Consider the following 20,842-nt stretch of genomic DNA (forward strand, 5'->3'; position numbering starts at 1 on the left):
CGCCGGGGCCGGCAGGGGAGTCAGCCGGCGAAGAACTCCGGGCCACCTTCGGGCAGGGCCGGGGCCTCGCCGGTCGCCGCCGCGCGGCGGGCGAACTCGCGCAGGCCGGCGACCTGCCGCGCACCCAGCGAGAAGTCGAGGGTACGGAAGTAGGTGGCCAGGGTCGCCGCGTCGAACGGCTCCCAGCGGGCCGCCGCCTCGGCCACCTGGTCCAGCTCGGCCAGGCACAGGTCACGGGAGCGCAGGAACGCCTCGTGCACCTCCTTGACCAGGCCCGGATGGGCGGCGGCGAAGTCCCGGCGGACCGCCCAGACGGCGAAGACCATCGGCAGGCCGGTCCACTCCCGCCACGCCTGACCCAGGTCGGTCACTTCCAGCCCCCGCCGGGGCGCCTCGTAGAGGGCGCGCAGCGCCACGTCGCCGATCAGCACCCCCGCGTCGGCCTCCAGCAGCATCTGGGTCAGATCCGGCGGGCAGCGGAAGTACTCCGGGCGGACGCCGTACCGGTCGGCGAGCAGGAGCTGCGCCAGCAGGACCCCGGTCCGCGAGGTGGAGCCGAGGGCGACCCGCCCGCCGTCCAGCTCGGCCAGCGGCCTGGTGGAGACCACGTTGACCGAGAGCACCGGCCCGTCGCTGCCCACCGCCAGGTCCGGCAGGAGCAGCAGTTCGTCGGCGTGCCGCAGGTATTCCACCTGGGAGATCGGGCCGATGTCCAGGTCACCGGCGACAAGTGCGGCGCTGAGCCGGTCCGGCGAGTCCTTGTGCAGGTCGACGTCGAGCAGCGCGCCGGAGCGCATCAGCCCCCAGTAGATCGGCAGGCAGTTGAGGAACTGGATGTGCCCGACCCGGGGGCGTGCCACGCGCTCAGCCATGCCCCGACCGTATCGCCGTCGGTCCGTACCGGCTCACCGGGAGCCCCGGGGAGTGGCCAACCCCGCACCCGGAAAGCGGATGGAGCGGGAGGGCGGGCGGGGCGTAGTCTGATTGACCGCTCGACGGCCGTGGTGAGGTAGCCACCGCAGCGGACGTCCCCACGCGCCAGGCCCTCCCTGGATACGCGGGCGAGCCGATCGAGACCGCCAAAGAGGATCACCGTGCCCGCAACCGAAGAACGCGGCAGAGCACACCCCGAACCAGCGGGCCCTGAACCAGCACACCCCGAACCGACACGTCCCGGACCAAAACGCCTCGAAGCGGAGCTGGGCGCCGAGCAGGCCCACCTGGAGACCTCCCGGCTCGCCCTGCGGCGGATGCGGGAACGTGCCCAGTCGCTCTTCGCCACCGGGGACAAGGTCGCCGGGGACTCGTACACCGCCGAGCAGCTCGGCCGGCACCTGGCCCGGCGGGTCGCCGAGTTGGCCGACGACCCGGCCACCGCGCTCTTCTTCGGCCGCCTCGACTTCGGCCCCGCCGACCCGGAGCACGCCGAGCGGGCGTACCACGTCGGCCGGCGGCACGTCACCGACGAACGGGGCGAGCCGCTGGTGCTGGACTGGCGGGCCCCGGTGTCCCGGGCGTTCTACCGGGCCAGCGCCCGCGACCCGCAGGGTGTCGCCGTACGACGGCGGTTCGGGTTCAGTGCCGGGGCGCTTACCAGTTTCGAGGACGAGCGCCTGGACCGGGGCGAGGAGCTGGGGACCACCAGCCGGATCCTCACCGCCGAGATCGAACGCCCCCGGGTCGGGCCGATGCGGGACATCGTCGCCACCATCCAGCCCGAGCAGGACGAGCTGGTCCGGGCCGACCTGGCCGACTCGATCTGCGTCCAGGGCGCACCGGGCACCGGCAAGACGGCGGTCGGGCTGCACCGGGCCGCGTACCTGCTCTATCTGCACCGGGAGCGGTTGCGCCGGGCCGGGGTGCTGATCGTCGGCCCGAACCGGGCGTTCCTGTCCTACATCGCGGCGGTGCTGCCCGCCCTCGGCGAGGTCGAGGTGGCCCAGGCCACAGTGGAGGACCTGGTCGCCCGGGTGCCCGTGCGGGCGGTCGACGATCCGGCGGTCGCCGCCCTCAAGCACGACCCCCGGATGGCCGAGGTGCTGCGGCGCGCGGCGGACCACCTGATCACCGCCCCCACCGAACCGATCATGGTGTCGGACGGCTCGTTCCGCTGGCGGATCGGCCTGGACCCGCTGCACCGGGTGATCGAGGAGACCCGCCGGGAGGGCCTGCCGTACGGGACCGGGCGGGAGCGGGTCCGGGCCCGGGTGGTCGGGTTGCTGCAACGCCAGGCCGAGGCCCGCCGGGCCGAGTCGCCGGGCGACGCCTGGCTGCGCCGGATGGGGAAGGCCCGCCCGGTCACCGCCTTCCTCGACGCGGCCTGGCCGGCGCTGACCCCGGAAGGGCTGGTCCACTCGGTGCTCGGCGACCCGGCAGTCCTGTCCGCCGCCGCCGACGGCCTGCTCACCGACGCGGAGCAGGCCCTGCTGCCCGGCACGAAGCTGGGCCGGACGCCGAAGGCGACCCGGTGGACCGCCGCCGACACGGTGCTGATCGACGAGGCGGCCGGGCTGATCGAGCGGCCCGCCGGTTTCGGGCACGTGGTCGTCGACGAGGCGCAGGACCTCTCGCCGATGCAGTGCCGGGCCATCGCCCGTCGCAGCGAGCACGGGTCGATCACCCTGCTCGGTGACCTGGCCCAGGGCACCGCCCCGTGGGCGGCCACCGACTGGCGGGTGTCCCTGGCCCACCTGGGCAAGCCGGACGCGGTGGTGGTGCCGCTGAGCGTCGGCTTCCGGGTGCCGGCCGTGGTGGTCGCGTTCGCCAACCGGCTGCTGCCGGCGCTGGCTGTCGACGTACCCCCGGCGGTGTCGTTGCGCCACGACGGCGCGCTCGACGTGCGTGCCGTGGCCGATCTGGCGGCGGCGACGGTGGCCGAGGTGTGCGCGGCGCTCGGGCACGACGGCTCGGTCGGGGTGATCGCCGCCGACGACGCGGTGGACGGGCTGCGCGCGGCGCTCGCCGCCGCCGGGGTGCCGACCGCGACCGCCGACGACCCGGCGGCCCCGGCGCGGGTCACGGTGGTCCCCGCCACCCTGGTCAAGGGCCTGGAGTACGACCACGTGGTGGTCGTCGAGCCGGCTGCGATCGTGGCCGCCGAACCGCGTGGGCTGCACCGTCTCTACGTGGCGTTGACCCGGGCCGTGTCCGGGTTGTCGGTGCTGCACACCGCGCCGCTGCCCGGCCCGCTGGCCGAGCCGCCGGTGGCCTGACCTCCGGCCGGGCACCGACCGGGCCGGTGGGCGGCGCTGCCGTGCCGTCGGCCGCACCGGGGTGGGCAGTCCGGCTGTCCGGTGGCCGACCCGGACCACCGGCGGCTCGACTTTGTGTTTTAAAGTAGTTTGCATGAACCCGGAAGACGACGTCGCCCCGCTCGACGCCGCCGACGCGATGCGGCTGATCCGCGAACAGCGGGCCAGCACCGCCCGACGGCTGGAACCCGATCCCCGGCTGCACTACTGGCCCTGGGGGTTCGCCTGGCTGATCGGCTTCGGGGTCTACTTCCTGCGCTTCTCCCCCGACGGCCGGACCCTCGTCGACATGCCCGCCTGGCTGCCGCCGACCGTGCTCTTCGTGCTACTCGTCGCCGCCACGGTGGTCTTCGGGGTGGGCAGCGCCCGCGCCTACCGGCACGTCGCCGGCGAGTCGGCCCGGCGCGGCAGCTGGTACGGCGCGTCCTGGGGGCTCGGCTTCCTGAGCCTGTCGCTGATCCTCGGCCGGGTCACCGACAGTCTGCCGCCCGACCTCGCCGGGCTGCTCTGGTCGGCGCTGTCGGTGGCGCTGACCGGCGCGCTGCACATGGCCGGGGGCGCGATCTGGCTCGACCGCACCCTGTTCCGCCTCGGCGTCTGGCTCACCGCGGTCAACATCGTCGGGGTGCTCGCCGGCCCCGGCTGGCACGCCCTGGTGGTCTCGGTGGGCGGCGGTGGTGGCTTGCTGGTGGCCGGCGCGCTCGCCCGGCGGCGGCACGGATGAGCGAACTGGACCCGGTCATCCACGCCCAGGCCCGGCTGCGGGTGGTGGTCACCCTGGCCACCCTCGCCGCCGGCGACCGGATCACCTTCCCCCGCCTCCAGGAACTGCTCGCGATGACCGCCGGCAACCTCTCCGTCCACCTGCGCAAGCTGGAGGACGCCGGCTACGTCGAGATCGACAAGACCCACCGCGGACGTACCCCGACCACCCTGGTCCGGCTCAGCCGGCGCGGCCGGCGGGCGTTCGAGGAGTACACCGAGAACATCCGTGCCCTGCTCGACCCCGCCGACCCCCGGGAGAACCGATGATCCTCGCCCACGCCGACCAGGCCACCCGCCGGTACGGCGACGTCCTCGCCCTCGACCGGGTCGACCTGACCGTCTCTGCCGGTGAACTGGTCGGCCTGCTCGGGCCGAACGGCGCCGGCAAGAGCACCCTGATCAACATGCTGGTCGGGCTGCGCCGACCGACCGCCGGCCGGGTCGAACTCTTCGGCGGCGACCCACGCCGGCCGGCGTCCCGGCGGCAGCTCGGGGTCACCCCGCAGGAGACCGGCCTGCCCGGCACGCTCCGGGTCGGCGAGGTGGTCGACTTCGTCGCCGCGCACTTCCCCGACCCGGTGCCCCGGGCCGAGCTGCTCGACCGGTTCGGCCTCGCCGACCAGGTCAGACGGCAGACCGGTGGGCTCTCCGGCGGTCAGCGGCGTCGGCTCGCCGTCGCGCTGGCCTTCGTCGGCCGGCCCCGGCTGGTCGTCCTCGACGAACCCACCACCGGGCTGGACGTCGAGGCCCGGCGCACCCTGTGGGAGGCGATCCGGTCGTTCCACGCCGACGGCGGGACGGTCCTGCTGAGCAGCCACTACCTCGAAGAGGTGGAGGCGTTGGCGCAGCGGGTGGTGGTGATCGGGCAGGGGCGGGTGCTCGCCGACGACACCGTCGACGCGATCCGGGGCATCGTCGGCGTCCGCCGGGTCAGCCTGGTCGCCGACGACCTGCCGGCGCTGCCCGGTGTGGTCGCCACCGAGCACACCGAGGGGCGTACCCACCTGCTCACCACCGACGCCGACCAACTGGTCCGCGACCTGGTCACCGCCAGGGTGACGTTCCGCGAGCTGGAGGTCCGCCCCACCTCGCTGGAGGAGGCGTTCCTCGCCATCACCGCCACCAGTGCCGCCGTCGGCGGCCGACCCACCGCCTGAGGAGTCGACGCCGTGCCGCTCGCCCTGGTCCACGCCCGCTACCAGCTACTGGAGATCATCCGCATCCCGGTCGCCGTGGTCGGTAGCGCCTTCTTTCCCGCCGCCGCGATGCTCTTCTTCGTCGTCCCGTTCGCCGGGGACGACCCGACCGGCGCCACCTACGCCACCGCCGCGATGGTCACCTTCGCGGTGATGAGCGCCAACATCTTCCAGTACGGCGTCGGCGTCGCCGAGGACCGCGACCAGCCGTGGAACCCGTACACCCGGACCCTGCCGGCCGGCCCGGGGCCCCGACTTGCCGGACGGATCCTGGCCGGGCTGGTGCTGACGTACCTGTCGATGCTGCCCGTCGTGATCATCGCGGCGGTCGCCACCGCCGCCCGGGTCACCCCGGCCGGGCTGCTGCTCGGCACGGTCACCGTGGCCGTGGTGTCGGTGCCGTTCACCCTGCTCGGCCTCGCCATCGGCTACTCGTTGCCGAGCAAGGCGGCGATCGTGGTCGCGCAGGTCGTCTTCTTCCCGCTGGCTTTCGGCGGCGGCCTGCTCTCCGGCCCGGACGACGCACCCGGCTTCATCAAGGTGATCGCCCCGTTCCTGCCCACCCGGGGCGCGGTCGAGCTGATGTGGACGGCGGTCGGCGACTGGCGACCCGACCCGCTCGCCCTGACCATGCTCGGCGTCTGGATCGTGCTGCTCGCCGGGGTCTCCGGCTGGGCCTACCGGCGGGACGAGGGTCGCCGGTTCAGTTGACCTTTCGCCGGTTCGGCCCGGTGACCGCCGACCGGTGCCACGATGCCGGCAGGGCGTCCACCGGCACGCCCCCCGCAGCCGAGAGGGGCCGACAATGAGCACCGTCGCCGCGGGCACGCCCTGCTGGACCGACCTGGCGACCCCCGACCTGGACGCCGCCCGACGGTTCTACCCGGAGCTGTTCGGCTGGACCGGCCGGATCGCGCCGGAACCCGAGGCGGCCGGCTACACCACCTTCCGCAAGGACGGCCGGGCGGTGGCCGGCGCCGGCCCACCGGCCGGTCCGGACCAGGTGCCGGTCTGGTCGACGTACATGGCGACCGACGACGCCGACCTGGTCACCACCCGGGTCGAGGCGGCCGGCGGGCAGGTGCTCGTCGCCCCGTTCGACGTCCTCGACGCCGGCCGGATGGCGGTCTTCGCCGACCCGGCCGGCGCGGTGTTCAGCGTCTGGCAACCGATGCGGATGCCCGGGGCGGAGTTGCTCGACGCCCCCGGGGCGATGTGCTGGAACGAGCTGGTCAGCCCGGACCCGGAGGGCGCGGAGGTCTTCTACGAGCTGGTCTTCGGCTGGCACCCGGAGGAACAACGCACCGCCGGGTACGACTACACCGGCTGGCGGTGCGGGGCGCGGATCGTGGCCGGAATGCTGCCGACGACCGGTGACGGTGGCGCGCGGCCGGCGTACTGGTCGGTGTTCTTCGCGGTGGCCGACGTGGACGCTGCCGCCGCCCGCGCCACCATCCTCGGCGGCACCATCCACACCCCGCCCCGGGACACCCTGCTGGGCCGCCTCACCACCCTCCGCGACCCGCAGGGCGCCATTTTCTCCCTGCTCCAGACGGAAGCCGGGCGCGGCGACGTCGACCCCTCATGATCGCGGTGCCCCCGGGCGGGTGGGGACCACCAGGGGGCCGTGGTCGCCGGGGATCACCCGGACCCGGGCGCGGTAGTGGCGGGACAGCAACTCCTCGGTGAGCACCCGGTCGGGTGACCCCACCGCGACGACCCGGCCGTCGGCGAGCAGCACCATCCGGTCGGCGTACTCGCCGGCGACCGAGAGGTCGTGCATGGTGGCCAGCACGGTGAGGCCGTGTGCCCGGCGGAGCTGGTCGACCAGCTCCAGCACCTCCTGCTGGTGACCGATGTCCAGCGCGCTGGTCGGCTCGTCCAGCAGCAGCAGGGTGGCACCCTGGGCGAGCGCGCGGGCCAGGAAGACCCGCTGCCGCTCACCGCCGGAGAGGGTGGCCAGCTCCCGCCGGTGGAACCCGGTCAGATCCAACCGGTCGAGTACGTCGTGCACGGCGGCCAGGTCGGCGGTCGACTCCCGACCCAGCGGCGCGACGTACGGGGTCCGCCCCAGCAGGACGTAGTCGAACACCGACATGCCCGCCGGCACCACCGGGGACTGTGCCACCGTCGCCACCACCCGGGCCCGGTCCCGACGACGCAGCGCGCCGGACGGCGTACCGAACAGCGAGACCGCGCCCGGGGCGGGCAGCAGGCCGCCGACGGCACGCAGCAGGGTCGACTTGCCGGCGCCGTTCGGCCCGATCACGGTGACCCACTCACCCGGGGCGACCGTAAGGTCGACCCCGGCCAGGACCACCTCCCCGCCCAACCGCACGTGCAGCCCCCGCACCTCCACCGCCGGCAGAACCGGCTCACTCCTCGCGCTCACGGGCTTATCTCTGTTCGCGACTGCGGGGCTCGCAACACCGGCTCACTCCTCGCGCTCACGGGCTTATCTCTGTTCGCGACTGCGGGGCTCGCAACACCGGCTCACTCCTCGCGCTCACGGGAACACCCGGCGGGCGGTGCGTAGGACCAGGACGAAGAACGGGCCGCCGAGCAGGGCGGTCACCACGCCGATCGGGATCTCGGCGGGGGCGGCTGCGGTGCGGGCGACCACGTCGGTGAGCGCCAGGAACGCCGCGCCGAAGAGCATCGACAGCGGGAGGATCACCCGGTAGCTCGACCCGGCCAGCAACCGTACGGTGTGCGGCACGATGATCCCGACGAAACCGATCAGCCCGGACGCGGAGACGGCGGCGGCGGTGCCGAGCGAGGCGGCGGCGATCAGCAGGTAGCGGGAGCGCTGCGGGTGCAGGCCGAGGCTGGCCGCCTCGTCGTCGCCGACGGAGAGCACGTCGAGTTCGCGGCGGTGCAGCAGCACCACCACGGCGGTCAGCACGAAATAGGGCAGGATCAGCCGGACGTCGCCCCAGCCGGCGGTGCCCAGCCGGCCGAGCAGCCAGGAGTAGACCTGCTGGATGCTGTCGGAGTGCCGTTGCAGCAGGTACGTCTGCCCGGCGGCGAGGAACGCCGACACCGCCACCCCGGCTAGGATCAGGGTGGCCGGGGAGCGGTCCCGCCCACCCGCCGCCCCGAGCAGGTAGGTCAGGGCGACCGCCCCGAGCGAGCCGACGAACGCGGCGAGCGGGATGGTGACAGGCATCCCGGTCAGCGCCCCACCCGCCCCGGCACCCCCCAGCGTGATCACCGCGGTCACCGCGAGCCCCGCGCCGGCCGCCACCCCCAGCAGGTACGGGTCGGCCAGCGGGTTGCGGAACACGCCCTGGTAGCAGCCGCCGGCCAGGGCGAGCAGACCACCGACGAGCAGGCCGAGCACCACCCGGGGCAGCCGCAGCTCGGTGACGATGGCGATCTCGCGTTCGGTCAGCCCGCTGTCCAGGCGTACCCCGGGCAGCAGGTTGAGCAGTTCGGCGGCGACGCTGCCGGGCGGCAGGCCGACCGGGCCGAGGGACACCCCGGCGACCAGGGCCACCAGCACGGCGAGTACCCCGGCGGCGAGCCAGCGCTTGCGCAGCCCGGCCGGTCGGGGCGTACCGGCGGGGGCCTTCGGGGTGCGGGCCGACCCGGCGGCGGACCGTCGACCCGGGGCGGACGCCGGCCCGGCCGAGCCGGACCCGGCCGGCCCGGACCCGGCCGGGGATGCGCCGGCTACCGGACCGGGCTCGGGTACGCCGGGCGGCCGGGACGCGTCGGGCGTCCCGGCCGGCCCGGGGTCGGTGGAGCGCACGGTCACCGGTGGTGGACCGTCACGCCGGCACCTTGGCGGTGGCGTCGACGATCGAGCGGAGCAGGTCGACCACGCGCGGCCCCCAGCGCGAGGCGACGTCGTCGTCGAGGGCGACGACCTGGTTGTTCTTGACGGCGGTGACGCCGGCCCAGCCGCTGCGCGCCTTGACCGTGTCGGCGCTCTGCTGGCAGCACTTGACGTCGGCCAGGAAGACGAAGTCCGGGTTCGCCTTGACGATGACCTCCTGGGAGAGCTGCGGGTAACCGCCGTTCTTGCCGTCGGCGTCGGAGGCGTCGGCGATGTTCTCCAGGCCGGCCATCGCGTAGATCGAGCCGATGAAGGTCTTGCTGGTCGCGCTGTACAGCTCCGGCCCCAGCTCGTGGTAATAGGTCAGCTTGGTCGACCGCTTCGGCAGGTCCTTGGTGAGCTTGCCGATCTCGTCCTTCATCCGGGCGGTGACGTCGGCCGCCTCGGTCGGGTGGCCGGTGAGCGTGCCCAGGTCGGTGAGCTGCCGGTAGGTGTCGTCGAGGGTGGTCGCGGCCGGGGTGAGCAGCACCGGGACCTTGAGCGCGGTGAGCTGGGCGACGATCTTGTTGGTGTCGTTGGCGAGCACCACCAGGTCGGGGTTCTTGCCGGCGATCGCCTCGGCGTTGGGCTGGAAGCCGGACAGCTCGCTCTTGGGCGCGTCGGCAGGGAAGTTCGACTGGTCGTCGACGGCGGCCACCTGCTTGCCGGCGCCGATGGCGAAGAGCATCTCGGTCGCGGTGGGCGACAGCGAGACGATCTTCTCGGGCCGCTCGTCCAGGGTGAGGTTGCCGACCGTCGCCGGGAAGGCGGCGGTGCCGGAGCTGCCGCCGGTGGCGGGGGTGTCGGAGGTCTTCTCGGCGCACGCGCCGAGGGCGAGGGCGGCCACCGCGAGGGTCGCGGCGAACAGCCGGGGGGTACGTCGGGACATCTGGCCTCCTGTCGGTCGAGGAGCGTGGTGCTTCGCCGACAGGGCCGCTGGCGTACCCGTCCGCGAGGCGCCCTTCCTCGAGAGCGCGTGTCGCGACCGACCGCAGGCGACCTGGCTCGTCCCCACACGCGACGACGCCGGCCGCTCGGGCCGGGCGTCGGGGTGGCCCCGGCAGGGCCGGGAACCACGGTGGGGCATCTCAGTTGCGGGACAGCGCCGGTTTCGCACCGGCTTCGCTGCGGATCGATCGGGTGCCACGGTAGCGCACGACCAGCGAAGATCGTCTGGTCGGGAGGGGTGGGTGGGGTCCCGTCGGGGGCTTACGGGACCCCACCCGGAGTCACGTCAGAGGGTTCAGCAGTACGTGCTCTGCTTGTTGATCACCCGGTAGGGGCAGTCGGCGTACTCCGACAGGAGCAGCACCGCCTCCTTGTTCCGGGAGGTCTGCGCCGGGATCACTTCGTCGGGCGGGTAGAAGCCGCCGCCGGCACCGGACGATCCGGGATACATCTCGAAGGTGTACGCCCAGATCTTGTGTGTCGCCCACATCCAGTCGAGGCTGTCGCCGTCGGTGATGTAGAGGTCGCTTGACTGCTCGGGGGTGTACCCGTTGGTGGCCGCCATCTGCTGCCCGAGGGTGGCGAAGGTGTTGTACTGGTCGGCCGTCATCCCGCTGGGGGTGTTCGCGGTGGTGTAGCCGAACGGCCAGAGCACCAGCTGCGAGTAGGTGTGCCAGTCGATGTTGGCCTTGATCTGCTGCACCCCGCCGACGACCCGGCTGTTGACGAAGTCCCGCAGCGCCTTGGTCTCCGGCGCGGAGAAGGCCGACGGCCCCCGGTAGGTGGTCGACGACGGGGTGCCGGACGAGCCACCGCAGCAGCCCCAGTTGTAGCCCCAGTTCCGGTTCAGGTCGGTGCCGACCGCCGCGGCGCCGCTGTTGGGCTGCCGGTTCTTACGCCAGGAGCGGTAGGAGCCGGTGGCGATGTCGTACTCGCTGCCGTCCGGGTTGACCGTGGGGACGATCCAGATCTCCCGGGAGTTGACGATGCCGGTGATCCGGGAGTCGGTGCCGTAGCTGTCGGTGAAGAGGTTGAGCAGGTAGATCGCCATCTCGACGGTCAGGTGCTCGCGGGCGTGCTGCTGGGAGTTGAACAGGATCTCCGGTTCGGCCTCGTCGGTGCCGACGTTGTCGGAGATCTTGACCGCCATCAGGTCGCGGCCCTCGTACGACCTACCGATGCTGATCTTGCGGGCGATGGCCGGGTGGTCCGCGACCACCTGGTTGACCACGGCGGTCAGCTCGGCATAGTCGTGGTAGTTCGAGTCGGCCGGCGGGAAGGCGTAGGTGCCCGCCCCCTCGGCGGGGGCCGGCGTGGCCTCCTTCTCCAGCCGGAAGCCGAGCCGGGTGATCGCGGCGGCCTCGGACCGGGTGGCCGAGACGTACAGCACGCCGTGCTCGGCGGAGTCGATGGCCGCGCCGGTGCGGGCGACGGCGTTACGGTCGGCCAGGGTACGGGGGCCGAGCACCCGGTATTCGGCGGCGGCGGGCTCGGGTTCCGGGGCCGGGCGCGCGGAGACCGGCCCGGTGGCGACGGCGGTGAGGCCGAGGCCGGCGACGACGGCGAGCACCAGCCGACGCCGGAAGGGGGAGGTGCGGAAGGCCATGGACGTCCTCCTCGGGGTACGGGTATCCCGCTGTGCGCCCACTCCACCAGGAGTCACCTGGTCATATCAATATCTGTGACTATCTCTGACCATCCCGATCGGATCGTCATCCCGGCAAGGATTTTCCTTCTACCACGACCTGGCGAAATTTCCTGCCGCGCGGGACAGTGAACGGCAACGATTCCCCACCCTGCGGAGTTGCCATGTCCAGCAGAGCCCTGCGCGCGGTCGCCCTCGTCGGCGTCGCCACCCTCACCCTGCTCGCCAGCACCGCTCCCGTCCGCGCCGGTGGCCCGTCACCCGCCGCGGACCGCACGCCCGCCGGCGGACACGACGAGCAGATCACCTTCCAGGAGTGGTCCCGGCACCCCGACTGGCGGGCCGGCACCCACCGGGGCACGTACGCCGTACCCGGCCACCGCGGCGGCCTCACCATCGGCCGTCCCGCCGGCAGCACCGAGTTCACCGACCCGCACACCGGCACCACCCGCACCTGGGAGTACGCCACCTGGACCTCGCCGCGCACCCCGATCGGCTTCGACGCCACCGAACTCGTCGCCTCCTGGAACGCCGACACCCCCGCCGGCACCTGGCTCCAGGTCGAACTCCAGGGCACCTACACCACAGGCGACCACACCCCGTGGTACGTGATGGCCCGCTGGGCCGACGGTGACGAGGACATCGCCCGGGCCACCCTGGACGGTCAGGGCGACCCCTGGTCCAGCGTCTGGACCGACACCTTCGCCATCGACGACGCCGCCGCCGGAGTGCTGCTGCGGTCGTACCGACTGCGGCTCACCCTCTACCGCGCGCCCGGCCAGGCCGCCTCACCCCGGGTCCGGATGCTCGGCGCGATGAGTTCGCAGGTGCCGGACCGGTTCACCGTCACCCCCAGCCGGGGCGGCATCGCCTGGGGCACCGAGTTGCCGGTGCCGGCCCGCTCCCAGATGATCCACCGGGGCAGCTACCCGGAGTGGGGCGGCGGCGGGCAGGTCTGGTGCAGCCCGACGTCCACCACGATGGTGCTGGAGTACTACGGCAGGCTGCCGTCGGCCGCCGACCTGGCCTGGATCGACCCCGACCACCCCGACCCGCAGGTCGTCCACGCCGCCCGGATGACCTGGGACAACGAGTACGAAGGCGCGGGCAACTGGCCGTTCAACACCGCGTACGCGGCAAGCTTCCCCGGCATCGAGGCCCGGGTGACCCGGCTGCACTCGCTCGACGAGGTGGAACGGTTCGTCCGGGCCGGCATCCCCGTGATCACCTCGCAGTCCTTCCTCGACACCGAGCTGGACGGGTCGAACTACGGCACCTCCGGGCACCTGTTCGTGATCGTCGGCTTCACCGCCGACGGTGACGTGATCGTCAACGACCCGGCGTCGGCGTCCAACGCCGAGGTGCGCAACGTCTACCGGCGGGACCAGTTCGAGCAGATCTGGCTGCGGACCAAGCGCCACCGGGCCGACGGCTCGGTGGCCGGCGGTCCGGGCGGCATCGCCTACCTGATCAAGCCGACCGACCGCCCGTGGCCGGTCGTCCCGGGCTCCACCAACTGGTGATCCTGCGGGGCGGGGGTCAGGGGCGCGGGTCGCCCCCGGCGGGGTGGTCGTCGCCGGCCAGGGCGGAGCGCAGCCGTTCCTTCTCCGCGCGTCGCCGCTCGGCGGCGGCGGCCACCTCCTCGGCCATCTGGTCCCGCCAGCCCCGGAGCAGGAAGAACGACGCGGCGGCGGAGAAGATCAACGCCACCATCAGCTTCAGGAAGAGGTTCATCCCGACCGGCCACAGCGCCGCCACGACCACCAGGAACAGCCCGATCCGGGCCAACGTGTACTTGACCGCCGCGCTCATGCGCCAACCTCACTTCGCGACTGCGGGGCTCGCAAACCCGGCTCACTCCTCGCGCTCATGGGCCCACCTCACTTCGCGACTGCGGGCTCGCAAACCCGGCTCACTCCTCGCGCTCATGCTTCCCACCCCTTGCTTCTGCGCCGGGGCCCCGACGCCTGTGGTTCAGCCCGTGCGTCGGGCCAGCCAGTGCACGCCCTGGAACCAGAGCGCCGCGTACCCGATGGTGAACGCGAGCGCGGCCAGCCCGCCGGTGAACAGCGGTGCCAGCCCTGCGGCGAGGCCCGCCACCAGCAGCCCGGCGAGCACCGCGACCACCGCGGCGGACAACGCCGCGACCACCCGGGCCGCGCCGAAGTCCCAGGCCCGGAAGTCGTCCCAGAACAGCCAGGCCGGCAGGATCACCGCGAGCCAGCCATTGGTACGGCCGAAGTCGCCCGCGCCGGCCACCGCGAACGCCCAGTCGAAGAGCACAAGCGCCAGCAGGCCGATCAGCCAGCCGGCCACGCTCACCCCGAGCAGGTCACCCAGGGTCAGAATGCGCCCCTCGGCGTCCCGGCGGGGAAAACCGCTGTGCTGCGGCGCGGTCGGCTGCTGTCCGGTCATGGTGTGCCGAGCATACGGTCGGGTCAGGCCCAGACCTGCTGGGGCTCGGCACGCCGCTGCGCCGGCGAAGGCGCCCGGTCGTACTCGCGCACCACGTTGTAGCGGGTGTCCCGCTCGACCGGCTGGAAACCGGCGTCCCAGATCAGGTGCAGCAGGTCGTCCCGGTGCATCGTGTTCGGGGTGCCGTACGAGTCGGCGTCGTGGGTGATCTTGTATTCGACGACCGAACCGTCCAGGTCGTCCACGCCGAAGTTGAGCGACAGCTGGGCCACCGACAGCCCGTGCATCACCCAGAAGTTCTTCACGTGCGGGACGTTGTCGAACAGCAGCCGGGAGACCGCGAACGTCTTCAACGACTCGGCCGGCGAGGCCATCGTGGTGCGCGCCTGGATCCGGTTACGGATCTTGCCGTCCGCCGAGTCGACGAAGTCGTGCTGGTAGCGCAGCGGGATGAAGACGGCGAAACCGCCGGTCTGGTCCTGCAGCTCGCGCAGCCGCAGCACGTGGTCGACCCGGTGCCGGGGCTCCTCGATGTGGCCGTAGAGCATCGTCGCCGGGGTCTTCATGCCCTTGGCGTGGGCCAGCGCGTGGATCCGCGACCAGTCCTCCCAGTGGCAGGCATGGTCGACGATGTGCTGGCGGACCTCCCAGTCGAAGATCTCCGCGCCGCCGCCGGTCAGCGACTCCAGGCCGGCGTCCATCAGCTCGTCGAGGATCTCGTCGGCCGACAGGCCGCTGATCTTCTCGAACCACTGCACCTCGGTCGCGGTGAAGCACTTGAGCTTGACGTTCGGCAGCGCCGCCTTCAGCTCCCGCAGCACCTTCGGGTAGTAGCGCCAGGGCAGCGTGGGGTGCAGGCCGTTGACGATGTGCAGCTCGGTGAGCTGCTCGTCCTCCATCTCCTTGGCCTTGCGGACCGCCTCGTCGATGCGCATCGTGTACGCGTCCTTCTCGCCCGGCTTGCGCTGGAAGGAGCAGTACGCACACGAGGCGGAACAGACGTTCGTCAGGTTGAGGTGCCGGTTGACGTTGAACATCACCCGTTCGCCGTTCAACTCCGTACGCCGGTGGTGGGCCAGCCGGCCCAGCCAGGTCAGGTCGTCGCTCTCATAGAGGGCGATCCCGTCCGAGCGGGTCAGTCGCTCCCCCGCGTACACCTTCGCTTCGAGCTCACGCTTGAGTCCGGCGTCCATCGAAAAGCCACGTCCCTTCCACCTGCGGTCCCGATCGAGCCTACGTCGGACCACCGACGGGTCGGCAGGACGGGCACCGGCAGCGACGTACTTCACCCGTACTCCCAGGCTTCTCCAAGCCGTCTGCGCATCGACATCGTTGTCCCGGTGCGGTAAGACAGGATGGGACGCAACGCACGACCGGTGGCGTCCCGGTCGCCGCGCCCACCCCGCGCGGCGCCATCACGCGACATCAGGGAGCGGAATGGTCGACAGCGGGCACGGGCGACGGCAGCAACGACGCAGAAGCCCGCTGATCTCCCCGGTGCTACGTCCGGCGCTCTGGTCGGCCCTGCTCGGCGCGGTCGCCGCGATGGTCCTGACCACCCCGGCCTACGCCGAGCCGCCGCTGCCCAACACCGTCCCGGACACCGGTACCCGGCCGGTGGCGGCGGGCGGATTGCAGTTGCCCGGCGCGGCGGCCCCCGGCTACCCGACCCTCGGTCAGCCCGGCTATCCGACCCTGCCGGTCGGCGGGCTCCCGACCAGTCCGCTGCTGTCCCAGATCGACGCCCTGACCGCGCAGAACGGTCAGCTCGCCGACCAGCTCCTCCAGTTGCAGAAGCAGCGCGACGACGCGCGGCTCCAACTCACCGGCGTGCAGGGTGAGCTGACCCGGGCCCGGGGCGCGCTGACCGTGGCCGAGCAGCAGGCCAACGCCGTCGCCGCCAACGCCTTCAAGGCCGCCGCCGCCCTGCCGCCCGGCGAACTCGCCCGCGACCTGCGCGGGTTGAGCGTCCTGCAGCGGGTCTCCCGGGGTGAGCAGGCCGACGACGAGACCACCGCGGCGGCCGGTGAACTGTCCCGGGCCCGCACCGCCGAGCAGGTCGCGGCCCAGGCGGTCACCGCAGCCGAGGACCGGGTCCGGCGGGCCGAGGAGCAGTTCGCCGCGGTGCAGAAGGCGCTGCGCGACAACGACGCCACGCTGATCAAGCTGCGGGCCAACAACCAGACCCAGCTCATCGCGCTGGAGAAGCAGCAGGAGGCCGCCGAGCAGAAGCTGGGCGCGGCGTACGTCGAGGGGCAGAGCAGCAGCGGCCTGAACGCCAGCCCGCAGGCGCTCGCCGCCGTGCGGTACGCGCTGGCGCAGCTCGGTGACCCCTATCTCTGGGCGGCCGAGGGCCCGGACCGGTTCGACTGCTCCGGCCTGATGTGGGCCGCCTACCGGTCCGCCGGGTACTACGACCTGCCCCGGGTCGCCCGCGACCAGTACTACGCCACCCGCGGCCGGACGGTCTCCCAGGGTGCCCTGCTCCCCGGCGACCTGCTCTTCTTCGCCTCGGGCAGCAGCTGGACGACCATCCACCACGTCGCGATGTACATCGGTGGCGGGCGGATGGTGCAGGCGCCGCGCAGCGGGGACGTGGTCAAGATCTCCCAGGTCCGCTGGTCCGGCCTCTACGCCTCCACCCGGGTCGTCGGCGCGGTGACCACCCCCGGCTCCCCGGTCACCCAGATCCCGACGCCGACCCCGAAGCCCACCACGCCCTCGCCGAAGCCGACCACCGCGTCCCCGAAGCCCACCACGCCGACGCCTCGGCCGACCGGCGGGTCGACCACGGTACCGACGAAGCCCCCGACCCCGACCCCGACGTCCAGCTCCGCGACGCCGACCCCGACGCCCACGCCGACCAAGAGCGCGGGCCCGACGCCGAGCGTCTCCGGTTCCGGCACCCCGACCCCGCAGACCAGCAGCGCCACCCCGACCACGGCCACCAGCACCGGCACCCCGGAGAGCAGCCGGTCGGCGTCCGCCTCGGCATCGGCGACCGCCTCGGCGAGCACCGGGAGCTGACCGACCGTCCCCGGCGCGTCGGCCCCGGTCGGTACTCCGGCTGTGCCGACGGGGCGAGATGTGGCACGGTGACACGAGGCACAGCCGGTCACCGGTCACGGGACGCGGGACGCGGGTGCGAGGGTGCGCGGAGGGTGATCATGGGTGAGCAAGAGGTTCCGGTGGAGCGGGTCGACCAGGGGCCCGTGCCCGACCCGGCCGCCGACGCCCCGGGCCGGCCCACCGGAGCCGCCGACCGGCCAGCCCGCGCCACGGCCAGCGTGAGCACCGTGACCGCACCGCCCGAGGGTGGTGAACCGTCCGCCGAGCCGGCCGTCGCGACCACCTACCGAGCCGGCGCCCCGGTGACCTCCGCCGGCCCCGACGACGCACCCGCCGCCCCGGCCGTCGTTCCCGGGCAGCGCGGCGGACCGGACGGCGGCACGGCACGAGCCAGCGTCTCCGTCCCCGGGCTCAGCCGGATCTCCGCCGCCGAGGCCGAAGGCGCGGCGGCAGGAGCGGGGACGCGAGCCGGCGATGCGGCCGGTGGGGTGTACCGGTCGACCCCGGTCGCTCCGGAGCCGCCGGAGCCGGCACTGCCCCCGGAGCCAGCACTGCCCCCGGAGCCGGTCCGGCCGCCCACCCCGCCGACCCCGGCACCGGAGCCCACCCCGGAACCGCCACCGCCGCCGAAACCCGCTCCCGGGCCGGCCCCGAGCCCGTCGCCGTTCACTCCCGAGCCGCCGGCGCCCGGTCCGTTTCCCGCGCCGGTTCCGCCGCTGCCCGGTCCCGTCCCGGTCCCACCCGGGCCGGTCCCACCCGTACCCGGGCCGCCGGTGCCGCCCCCGGGTCCGGCGGTGCCTCCGCCTCCGCCGTCGCCCGGCCCGATGCCGGCGCCTCCGTTCCCGCCGCCACCGGCCATGCCCGACCGGCCGAACCCGACGCCCACCTTCCGGGCCAGCGCCCCCGCCACCGCCACCCCGCCCGGCGGGGCCGTCCCCACGCCCGGCAGCACCGTCCCCACGCCCGGCGGGGCCGCCACCGCGCCCGGCAGCACCGCCACCGCGCCCGGCTCGGCGGGTCCGGCCCCGACGCCTGCGGCCTCGGTGGGGCCAGCCGGTGCGGGGGGTGCCGGTGCGGCCGTGCCCACGTTCCGGGCACCGGTCGTCCCCGACCCGTCAGCCGGGGACGCCACGTCGGTGCTACCGGTGGTGTCGGCTTCCGCACCGCCCGGCCGGTCCCCGGCCGCACCCGGTCCGCGCCGGACGGCCACCGGTACGTCCTATCGTGGCGGCCAGGACCTCGCAAGCGTCGGCTTCGGCGGCGGCACCGACGGGCCGGGGCACTCCACGATCGCCTTCCCGGCCGCCAATCCGGTGGAGAACTCCGGCTCGCTGACCGGGCACATCCTGGCCCAGGGCTGGTCCGACACGCCGACCTCGCGGACCAGGACCACCCGGGTGGTGATCGTGCTGGCCGCCTCGCTGGGGTTGCTGGTGGCGATCAGCGTGCTGGTCGTCCTGCTCGCCGGCGACGTGATGGACGGGCTGGTCGGCGGCATGCTGTCCAAGTGAGATCGGGCCGAGGCTGCGCTCGACGGATGTGCTGCTGGGCGGGCCTGCCGGGCGGGTGAGGACGACCGAGCCGAGGTGAGTCCGCCCACTACCGCCTCGGGATGCACTGGCGGCACCGCCGGATCGCCGTACACTTGTCGGGATCACTGACCTGGCGCGCGTGGCGTGCCCCTGGGCGATCTTGCGGGCGATTCGGCGGCGTACCTCATGCTGCGGCGGGCCATCGCGAAGATGCGCCCCGCTCGAAAGGCATTTCTTGACCACCTCTGTTGACCCCGGCACCATTCCGTCCGCCCACGACCTCCCGACCGGTGACGTCACCGGCACCGACCCGGCCCCGACCGCCCCCGTCGTCGGCTTCGCCGACCTGGGGCTGCCCCGGCAGTTGGTCGACACCCTCGCCCGGCAGGGCATCACCGCCCCGTTCGAGATCCAGCGGGCCACCCTGCCCGACGCCATCGCCGGCCGGGACGTGCTCGGTCGGGGCCAGACCGGCTCCGGCAAGACCCTGGCCTTCGGCCTGGCGGTCATCGCCCGGCTGGCCGAGCGCAACCGGGCCCGGCCGCTGCACCCGCGCGCCCTGGTCCTGGTGCCCACCCGCGAGCTGGCGATGCAGGTCAACGACGCGCTGCTGCCGCTGGGCAAAGCCGTCGGGATCTTCCTCAAGACCGCCGTCGGCGGCGTGCCGTACGACCGGCAGATCGACGCGCTGCGTCGGGGTGTCGAGATCGTCGTAGCCACCCCGGGCCGACTCGGTGACCTGATCAACCGGGGCGTCTGCGTCCTGGACGACGTCGAGGTAACCGTCCTCGACGAGGCCGACCAGATGGCCGACATGGGCTTCCTCCCCGAGGTCACCGAACTGCTCGCCAAGACCCCGGCGAACGCCCAGCGGCTGCTCTTCTCGGCCACCCTGGACGGCGACGTCGACACCCTGGTCAGGCGGTTCATGACCGACCCGGTGACGCACTCCACCGCCCCGTCGACCGCCTCGGTGTCCACCATGGACCACCACCTGCTGCTGATCCCGCCACACGACAAGTTCGCCGTGGCGGCGTCGATCGCGGCCCGCCCCGGCCGGACCATGCTCTTCGCCCGTACCCAGCTCGGCGTGGACCGGCTGGTGGAACAGCTCGGCGCGGTGGGTGTGCGGGCCGGTGGGCTACACGGCGGCAAGACCCAGCGGATGCGCACCAAGACCCTCGCCGAGTTCAAGGAGGGACGGATGAACGTGCTGGTCGCCACCGACGTGGCGGCCCGGGGCATCCACGTCGACGGGGTCTCCCTGGTGCTGCACATCGACCCGCCGAAGGACCCGAAGGACTACCTGCACCGGGCGGGCCGTACCGCTCGGGCCGGCGAGTCCGGCGCGGTGGCCACACTGGTACTGCCCAAGCAGCGGCGGACCACGCTGGCGATGATGGAGAAGGCCGGCGTGGCGCCGGCCGAGACGCGGGTCCGGGTCGGCGACGCGGTGCTTACCGAACTGACCGGTGCCCGCGAGCCCAGCGGCGTCCCGGTCCTGGTACGCGAGGAGCCCGACGCGCGCCGGCACGGCGACCGGCCGCGCCGCTTCGGCGACCGGGACTCCAGGGGCTACGGCGGCAACCGGGACAGCCGGGGTTACGGCGGCAACCGGGACTCCCGGGGCTACGGCGGGGACCGGAGCTACGGTGGCGACCGACCGACCGGGGATCGCCAACCCACCGGTGAGCGCGGTTACCGCGACCGTCCCACCGGCGAGCGCGGCTACAGCGCCCGCCCCGGCGGCGAGCGGGGTTACGGCGACCGTCCCACCGGCGACCGCGGTTACAGCGCCCGCCCCGGCGGCGAGCGCAGCTACGGTGACCGGGCCAGCGAGCGGGGTTACGGCGAGCGCCCCGGCGGCGAGCGGGGCTACGCCGACCGCACCCGGACCGAGCGGGGTTACGGCGACCGCACCGATCGGCGCTTCGGAGACCGGGGCGAGCAGCGGTTCGGCGGCCGGAGCGACCAGCCTTCCGGGGAGCGCCGGTTCGGCAGCGGTGACCCCCGTGGCGGCGACCGGCAGGGCGGGTTCCGCACCGAGGGGCGGGTTCGCGACGACCGACCGCGCGACGACCGGCAGGGTTTCGGCGGCCGGCCGCCGGCGCGTACCCACTGATCCGACGAATCGTCGACGCCGCCCCGGAGCCCACGCTCCGGGGCGGCGTTTCCGCATGGCGCTGCCGGCGGCAGCCGGC

At 73.6% G+C, this 20,842-nt stretch carries 17 protein-coding genes and 1 pseudogene; 10 read left to right on the forward strand and 8 right to left on the reverse strand.

The annotated features are described in order from the left end of the window. Positions 1 to 20: 20 nt before the first annotated feature. Entirely contained in the window at positions 21 to 872 is an 852-nt protein-coding gene (locus OHQ87_RS22650) for a menaquinone biosynthetic enzyme MqnA/MqnD family protein (protein WP_328340906.1), read from the reverse strand. A 378-nt stretch (positions 873 to 1,250) separates the two neighbouring features. On the opposite strand from OHQ87_RS22650, the gene OHQ87_RS22655 reads away from it, so the two are divergent. The 6 genes from OHQ87_RS22655 (at position 1,251) to OHQ87_RS22680 (ending at position 6,800) form a co-directional block, all read left to right on the forward strand. Further along, entirely contained in the window at positions 1,251 to 3,212 is a 1,962-nt protein-coding gene (locus OHQ87_RS22655; RefSeq protein ID WP_328340907.1) for a HelD family protein, read from the forward strand. Between the two features lie 133 nt (positions 3,213 to 3,345). After that, positions 3,346 to 3,975 carry a transporter gene (locus tag OHQ87_RS22660; protein ID WP_328340909.1) on the forward strand — a complete coding sequence of 210 codons (630 nt, stop codon included), beginning with the start codon at positions 3,346 to 3,348 and terminating at the stop codon, positions 3,973 to 3,975. Further along, entirely contained in the window at positions 3,972 to 4,283 is a 312-nt protein-coding gene (locus OHQ87_RS22665) for a transcriptional regulator (protein WP_328340911.1), read from the forward strand. Before OHQ87_RS22660 ends, OHQ87_RS22665 begins: the two co-directional genes overlap by 4 nt. Further along, on the forward strand, positions 4,280 to 5,173 hold the full coding sequence (locus OHQ87_RS22670; protein ID WP_328340912.1) for an ABC transporter ATP-binding protein: 894 nt from the start codon (positions 4,280 to 4,282) through the stop codon (positions 5,171 to 5,173). Before OHQ87_RS22665 ends, OHQ87_RS22670 begins: the two co-directional genes overlap by 4 nt. A 12-nt stretch (positions 5,174 to 5,185) precedes the next feature. Then, positions 5,186 to 5,923, forward strand: coding sequence for an ABC transporter permease (locus tag OHQ87_RS22675; protein WP_328340914.1), 738 nt, complete (start codon positions 5,186 to 5,188; stop codon positions 5,921 to 5,923). A gap of 94 nt (positions 5,924 to 6,017) precedes the next feature. Then, the gene (locus OHQ87_RS22680) at positions 6,018 to 6,800 is read left to right on the forward strand and encodes a VOC family protein (RefSeq protein WP_328340915.1); all 783 of its coding nucleotides are present in this window, start codon (positions 6,018 to 6,020) and stop codon (positions 6,798 to 6,800) included. On the opposite strand, the gene OHQ87_RS22685 is transcribed toward OHQ87_RS22680, so the two are convergent. The 4 genes and pseudogenes from OHQ87_RS22685 to OHQ87_RS22700 form a co-directional block, all read right to left on the reverse strand. Further along, positions 6,795 to 7,604, reverse strand: coding sequence for an ABC transporter ATP-binding protein (locus OHQ87_RS22685; RefSeq protein ID WP_328340917.1), 810 nt, complete (start codon positions 7,602 to 7,604; stop codon positions 6,795 to 6,797). The genes OHQ87_RS22680 and OHQ87_RS22685 overlap by 6 nt on opposite strands. 114 nt (positions 7,605 to 7,718) lie before the next feature. Continuing rightward, positions 7,719 to 8,753, reverse strand: coding sequence for a FecCD family ABC transporter permease (locus OHQ87_RS22690; RefSeq protein ID WP_328348957.1), 1,035 nt, complete (start codon positions 8,751 to 8,753; stop codon positions 7,719 to 7,721). 232 nt (positions 8,754 to 8,985) lie between these two features. After that, positions 8,986 to 9,921 (reverse strand): ABC transporter substrate-binding protein, encoded by a 936-nt coding sequence (locus OHQ87_RS22695; RefSeq protein ID WP_328340919.1) that lies wholly within the window; start codon positions 9,919 to 9,921, stop codon positions 8,986 to 8,988. Between the two features lie 357 nt (positions 9,922 to 10,278). After that, positions 10,279 to 11,586: pseudogene (locus OHQ87_RS22700) on the reverse strand (M14 family metallopeptidase); the annotation flags it as partial. A 203-nt stretch (positions 11,587 to 11,789) separates the two neighbouring features. On the opposite strand from OHQ87_RS22700, the gene OHQ87_RS22705 reads away from it, so the two are divergent. Continuing rightward, positions 11,790 to 13,148 carry a C39 family peptidase gene (locus OHQ87_RS22705; RefSeq protein ID WP_328340921.1) on the forward strand — a complete coding sequence of 453 codons (1,359 nt, stop codon included), beginning with the start codon at positions 11,790 to 11,792 and terminating at the stop codon, positions 13,146 to 13,148. A 16-nt stretch (positions 13,149 to 13,164) separates the two neighbouring features. Here the strand turns inward: OHQ87_RS22705 and OHQ87_RS22710 are convergent, their stop codons facing one another. From OHQ87_RS22710 to mqnE, 3 genes are all read right to left on the reverse strand, one after another. Continuing rightward, positions 13,165 to 13,437 carry a DUF4229 domain-containing protein gene (locus tag OHQ87_RS22710; protein WP_328340923.1) on the reverse strand — a complete coding sequence of 91 codons (273 nt, stop codon included), beginning with the start codon at positions 13,435 to 13,437 and terminating at the stop codon, positions 13,165 to 13,167. A 162-nt stretch (positions 13,438 to 13,599) separates the two neighbouring features. Next, a complete protein-coding gene (locus OHQ87_RS22715) occupies positions 13,600 to 14,040 on the reverse strand; it encodes a hypothetical protein (protein WP_328340925.1) in 441 nt (146 codons plus the stop codon). Between the two features lie 23 nt (positions 14,041 to 14,063). Beyond that, entirely contained in the window at positions 14,064 to 15,233 is a 1,170-nt protein-coding gene (mqnE, locus tag OHQ87_RS22720) for an aminofutalosine synthase MqnE (protein WP_328340927.1), read from the reverse strand. A gap of 244 nt (positions 15,234 to 15,477) precedes the next feature. On the opposite strand from mqnE, the gene OHQ87_RS22725 reads away from it, so the two are divergent. The 3 genes from OHQ87_RS22725 to OHQ87_RS22735 all read left to right on the forward strand — a co-directional run bounded on the left by OHQ87_RS22725 (position 15,478) and on the right by OHQ87_RS22735 (position 20,763). Further along, entirely contained in the window at positions 15,478 to 17,067 is a 1,590-nt protein-coding gene (locus tag OHQ87_RS22725) for a C40 family peptidase (RefSeq protein WP_328340929.1), read from the forward strand. Positions 17,068 to 17,207: 140 nt separating this feature from the next. Next, complete coding sequence (locus OHQ87_RS22730; protein WP_328340931.1) at positions 17,208 to 18,620, forward strand: hypothetical protein; 1,413 nt, start codon at positions 17,208 to 17,210, stop codon at positions 18,618 to 18,620. 283 nt (positions 18,621 to 18,903) lie between these two features. Then, entirely contained in the window at positions 18,904 to 20,763 is a 1,860-nt protein-coding gene (locus tag OHQ87_RS22735; RefSeq protein WP_442930852.1) for a DEAD/DEAH box helicase, read from the forward strand. Positions 20,764 to 20,842 lie beyond the last annotated feature (79 nt).

This window comes from Micromonospora sp. NBC_00421, from assembly GCF_036017915.1.
GTDB lineage: Bacteria > Actinomycetota > Actinomycetes > Mycobacteriales > Micromonosporaceae > Micromonospora.

What these genes read in the sequence shown, in the direction of transcription:
- OHQ87_RS22660 (WP_328340909.1), top strand. Translation starts at nt 3,346, where the DNA reads ATGAACCCGGAAGACGACGTCGCCCCGCTCGACGCCGCCGACGCGATG.
- OHQ87_RS22705 (WP_328340921.1), top strand. Translation starts at nt 11,790, where the DNA reads ATGTCCAGCAGAGCCCTGCGCGCGGTCGCCCTCGTCGGCGTCGCCACC.
- mqnE (WP_328340927.1), bottom strand. Translation starts at nt 15,233, where the DNA reads ATGGACGCCGGACTCAAGCGTGAGCTCGAAGCGAAGGTGTACGCGGGG.
- OHQ87_RS22670 (WP_328340912.1), top strand. Translation starts at nt 4,280, where the DNA reads ATGATCCTCGCCCACGCCGACCAGGCCACCCGCCGGTACGGCGACGTC.
- OHQ87_RS22730 (WP_328340931.1), top strand. Translation starts at nt 17,208, where the DNA reads ATGGGTGAGCAAGAGGTTCCGGTGGAGCGGGTCGACCAGGGGCCCGTG.
- OHQ87_RS22655 (WP_328340907.1), top strand. Translation starts at nt 1,251, where the DNA reads ATGCGGGAACGTGCCCAGTCGCTCTTCGCCACCGGGGACAAGGTCGCC.
- OHQ87_RS22650 (WP_328340906.1), bottom strand. Translation starts at nt 872, where the DNA reads ATGGCTGAGCGCGTGGCACGCCCCCGGGTCGGGCACATCCAGTTCCTC.
- OHQ87_RS22695 (WP_328340919.1), bottom strand. Translation starts at nt 9,921, where the DNA reads ATGTCCCGACGTACCCCCCGGCTGTTCGCCGCGACCCTCGCGGTGGCC.
- OHQ87_RS22725 (WP_328340929.1), top strand. Translation starts at nt 15,478, where the DNA reads ATGGTCGACAGCGGGCACGGGCGACGGCAGCAACGACGCAGAAGCCCG.
- OHQ87_RS22665 (WP_328340911.1), top strand. Translation starts at nt 3,972, where the DNA reads ATGAGCGAACTGGACCCGGTCATCCACGCCCAGGCCCGGCTGCGGGTG.
- OHQ87_RS22710 (WP_328340923.1), bottom strand. Translation starts at nt 13,437, where the DNA reads ATGAGCGCGGCGGTCAAGTACACGTTGGCCCGGATCGGGCTGTTCCTG.
- OHQ87_RS22680 (WP_328340915.1), top strand. Translation starts at nt 6,018, where the DNA reads ATGAGCACCGTCGCCGCGGGCACGCCCTGCTGGACCGACCTGGCGACC.
- OHQ87_RS22715 (WP_328340925.1), bottom strand. Translation starts at nt 14,040, where the DNA reads ATGACCGGACAGCAGCCGACCGCGCCGCAGCACAGCGGTTTTCCCCGC.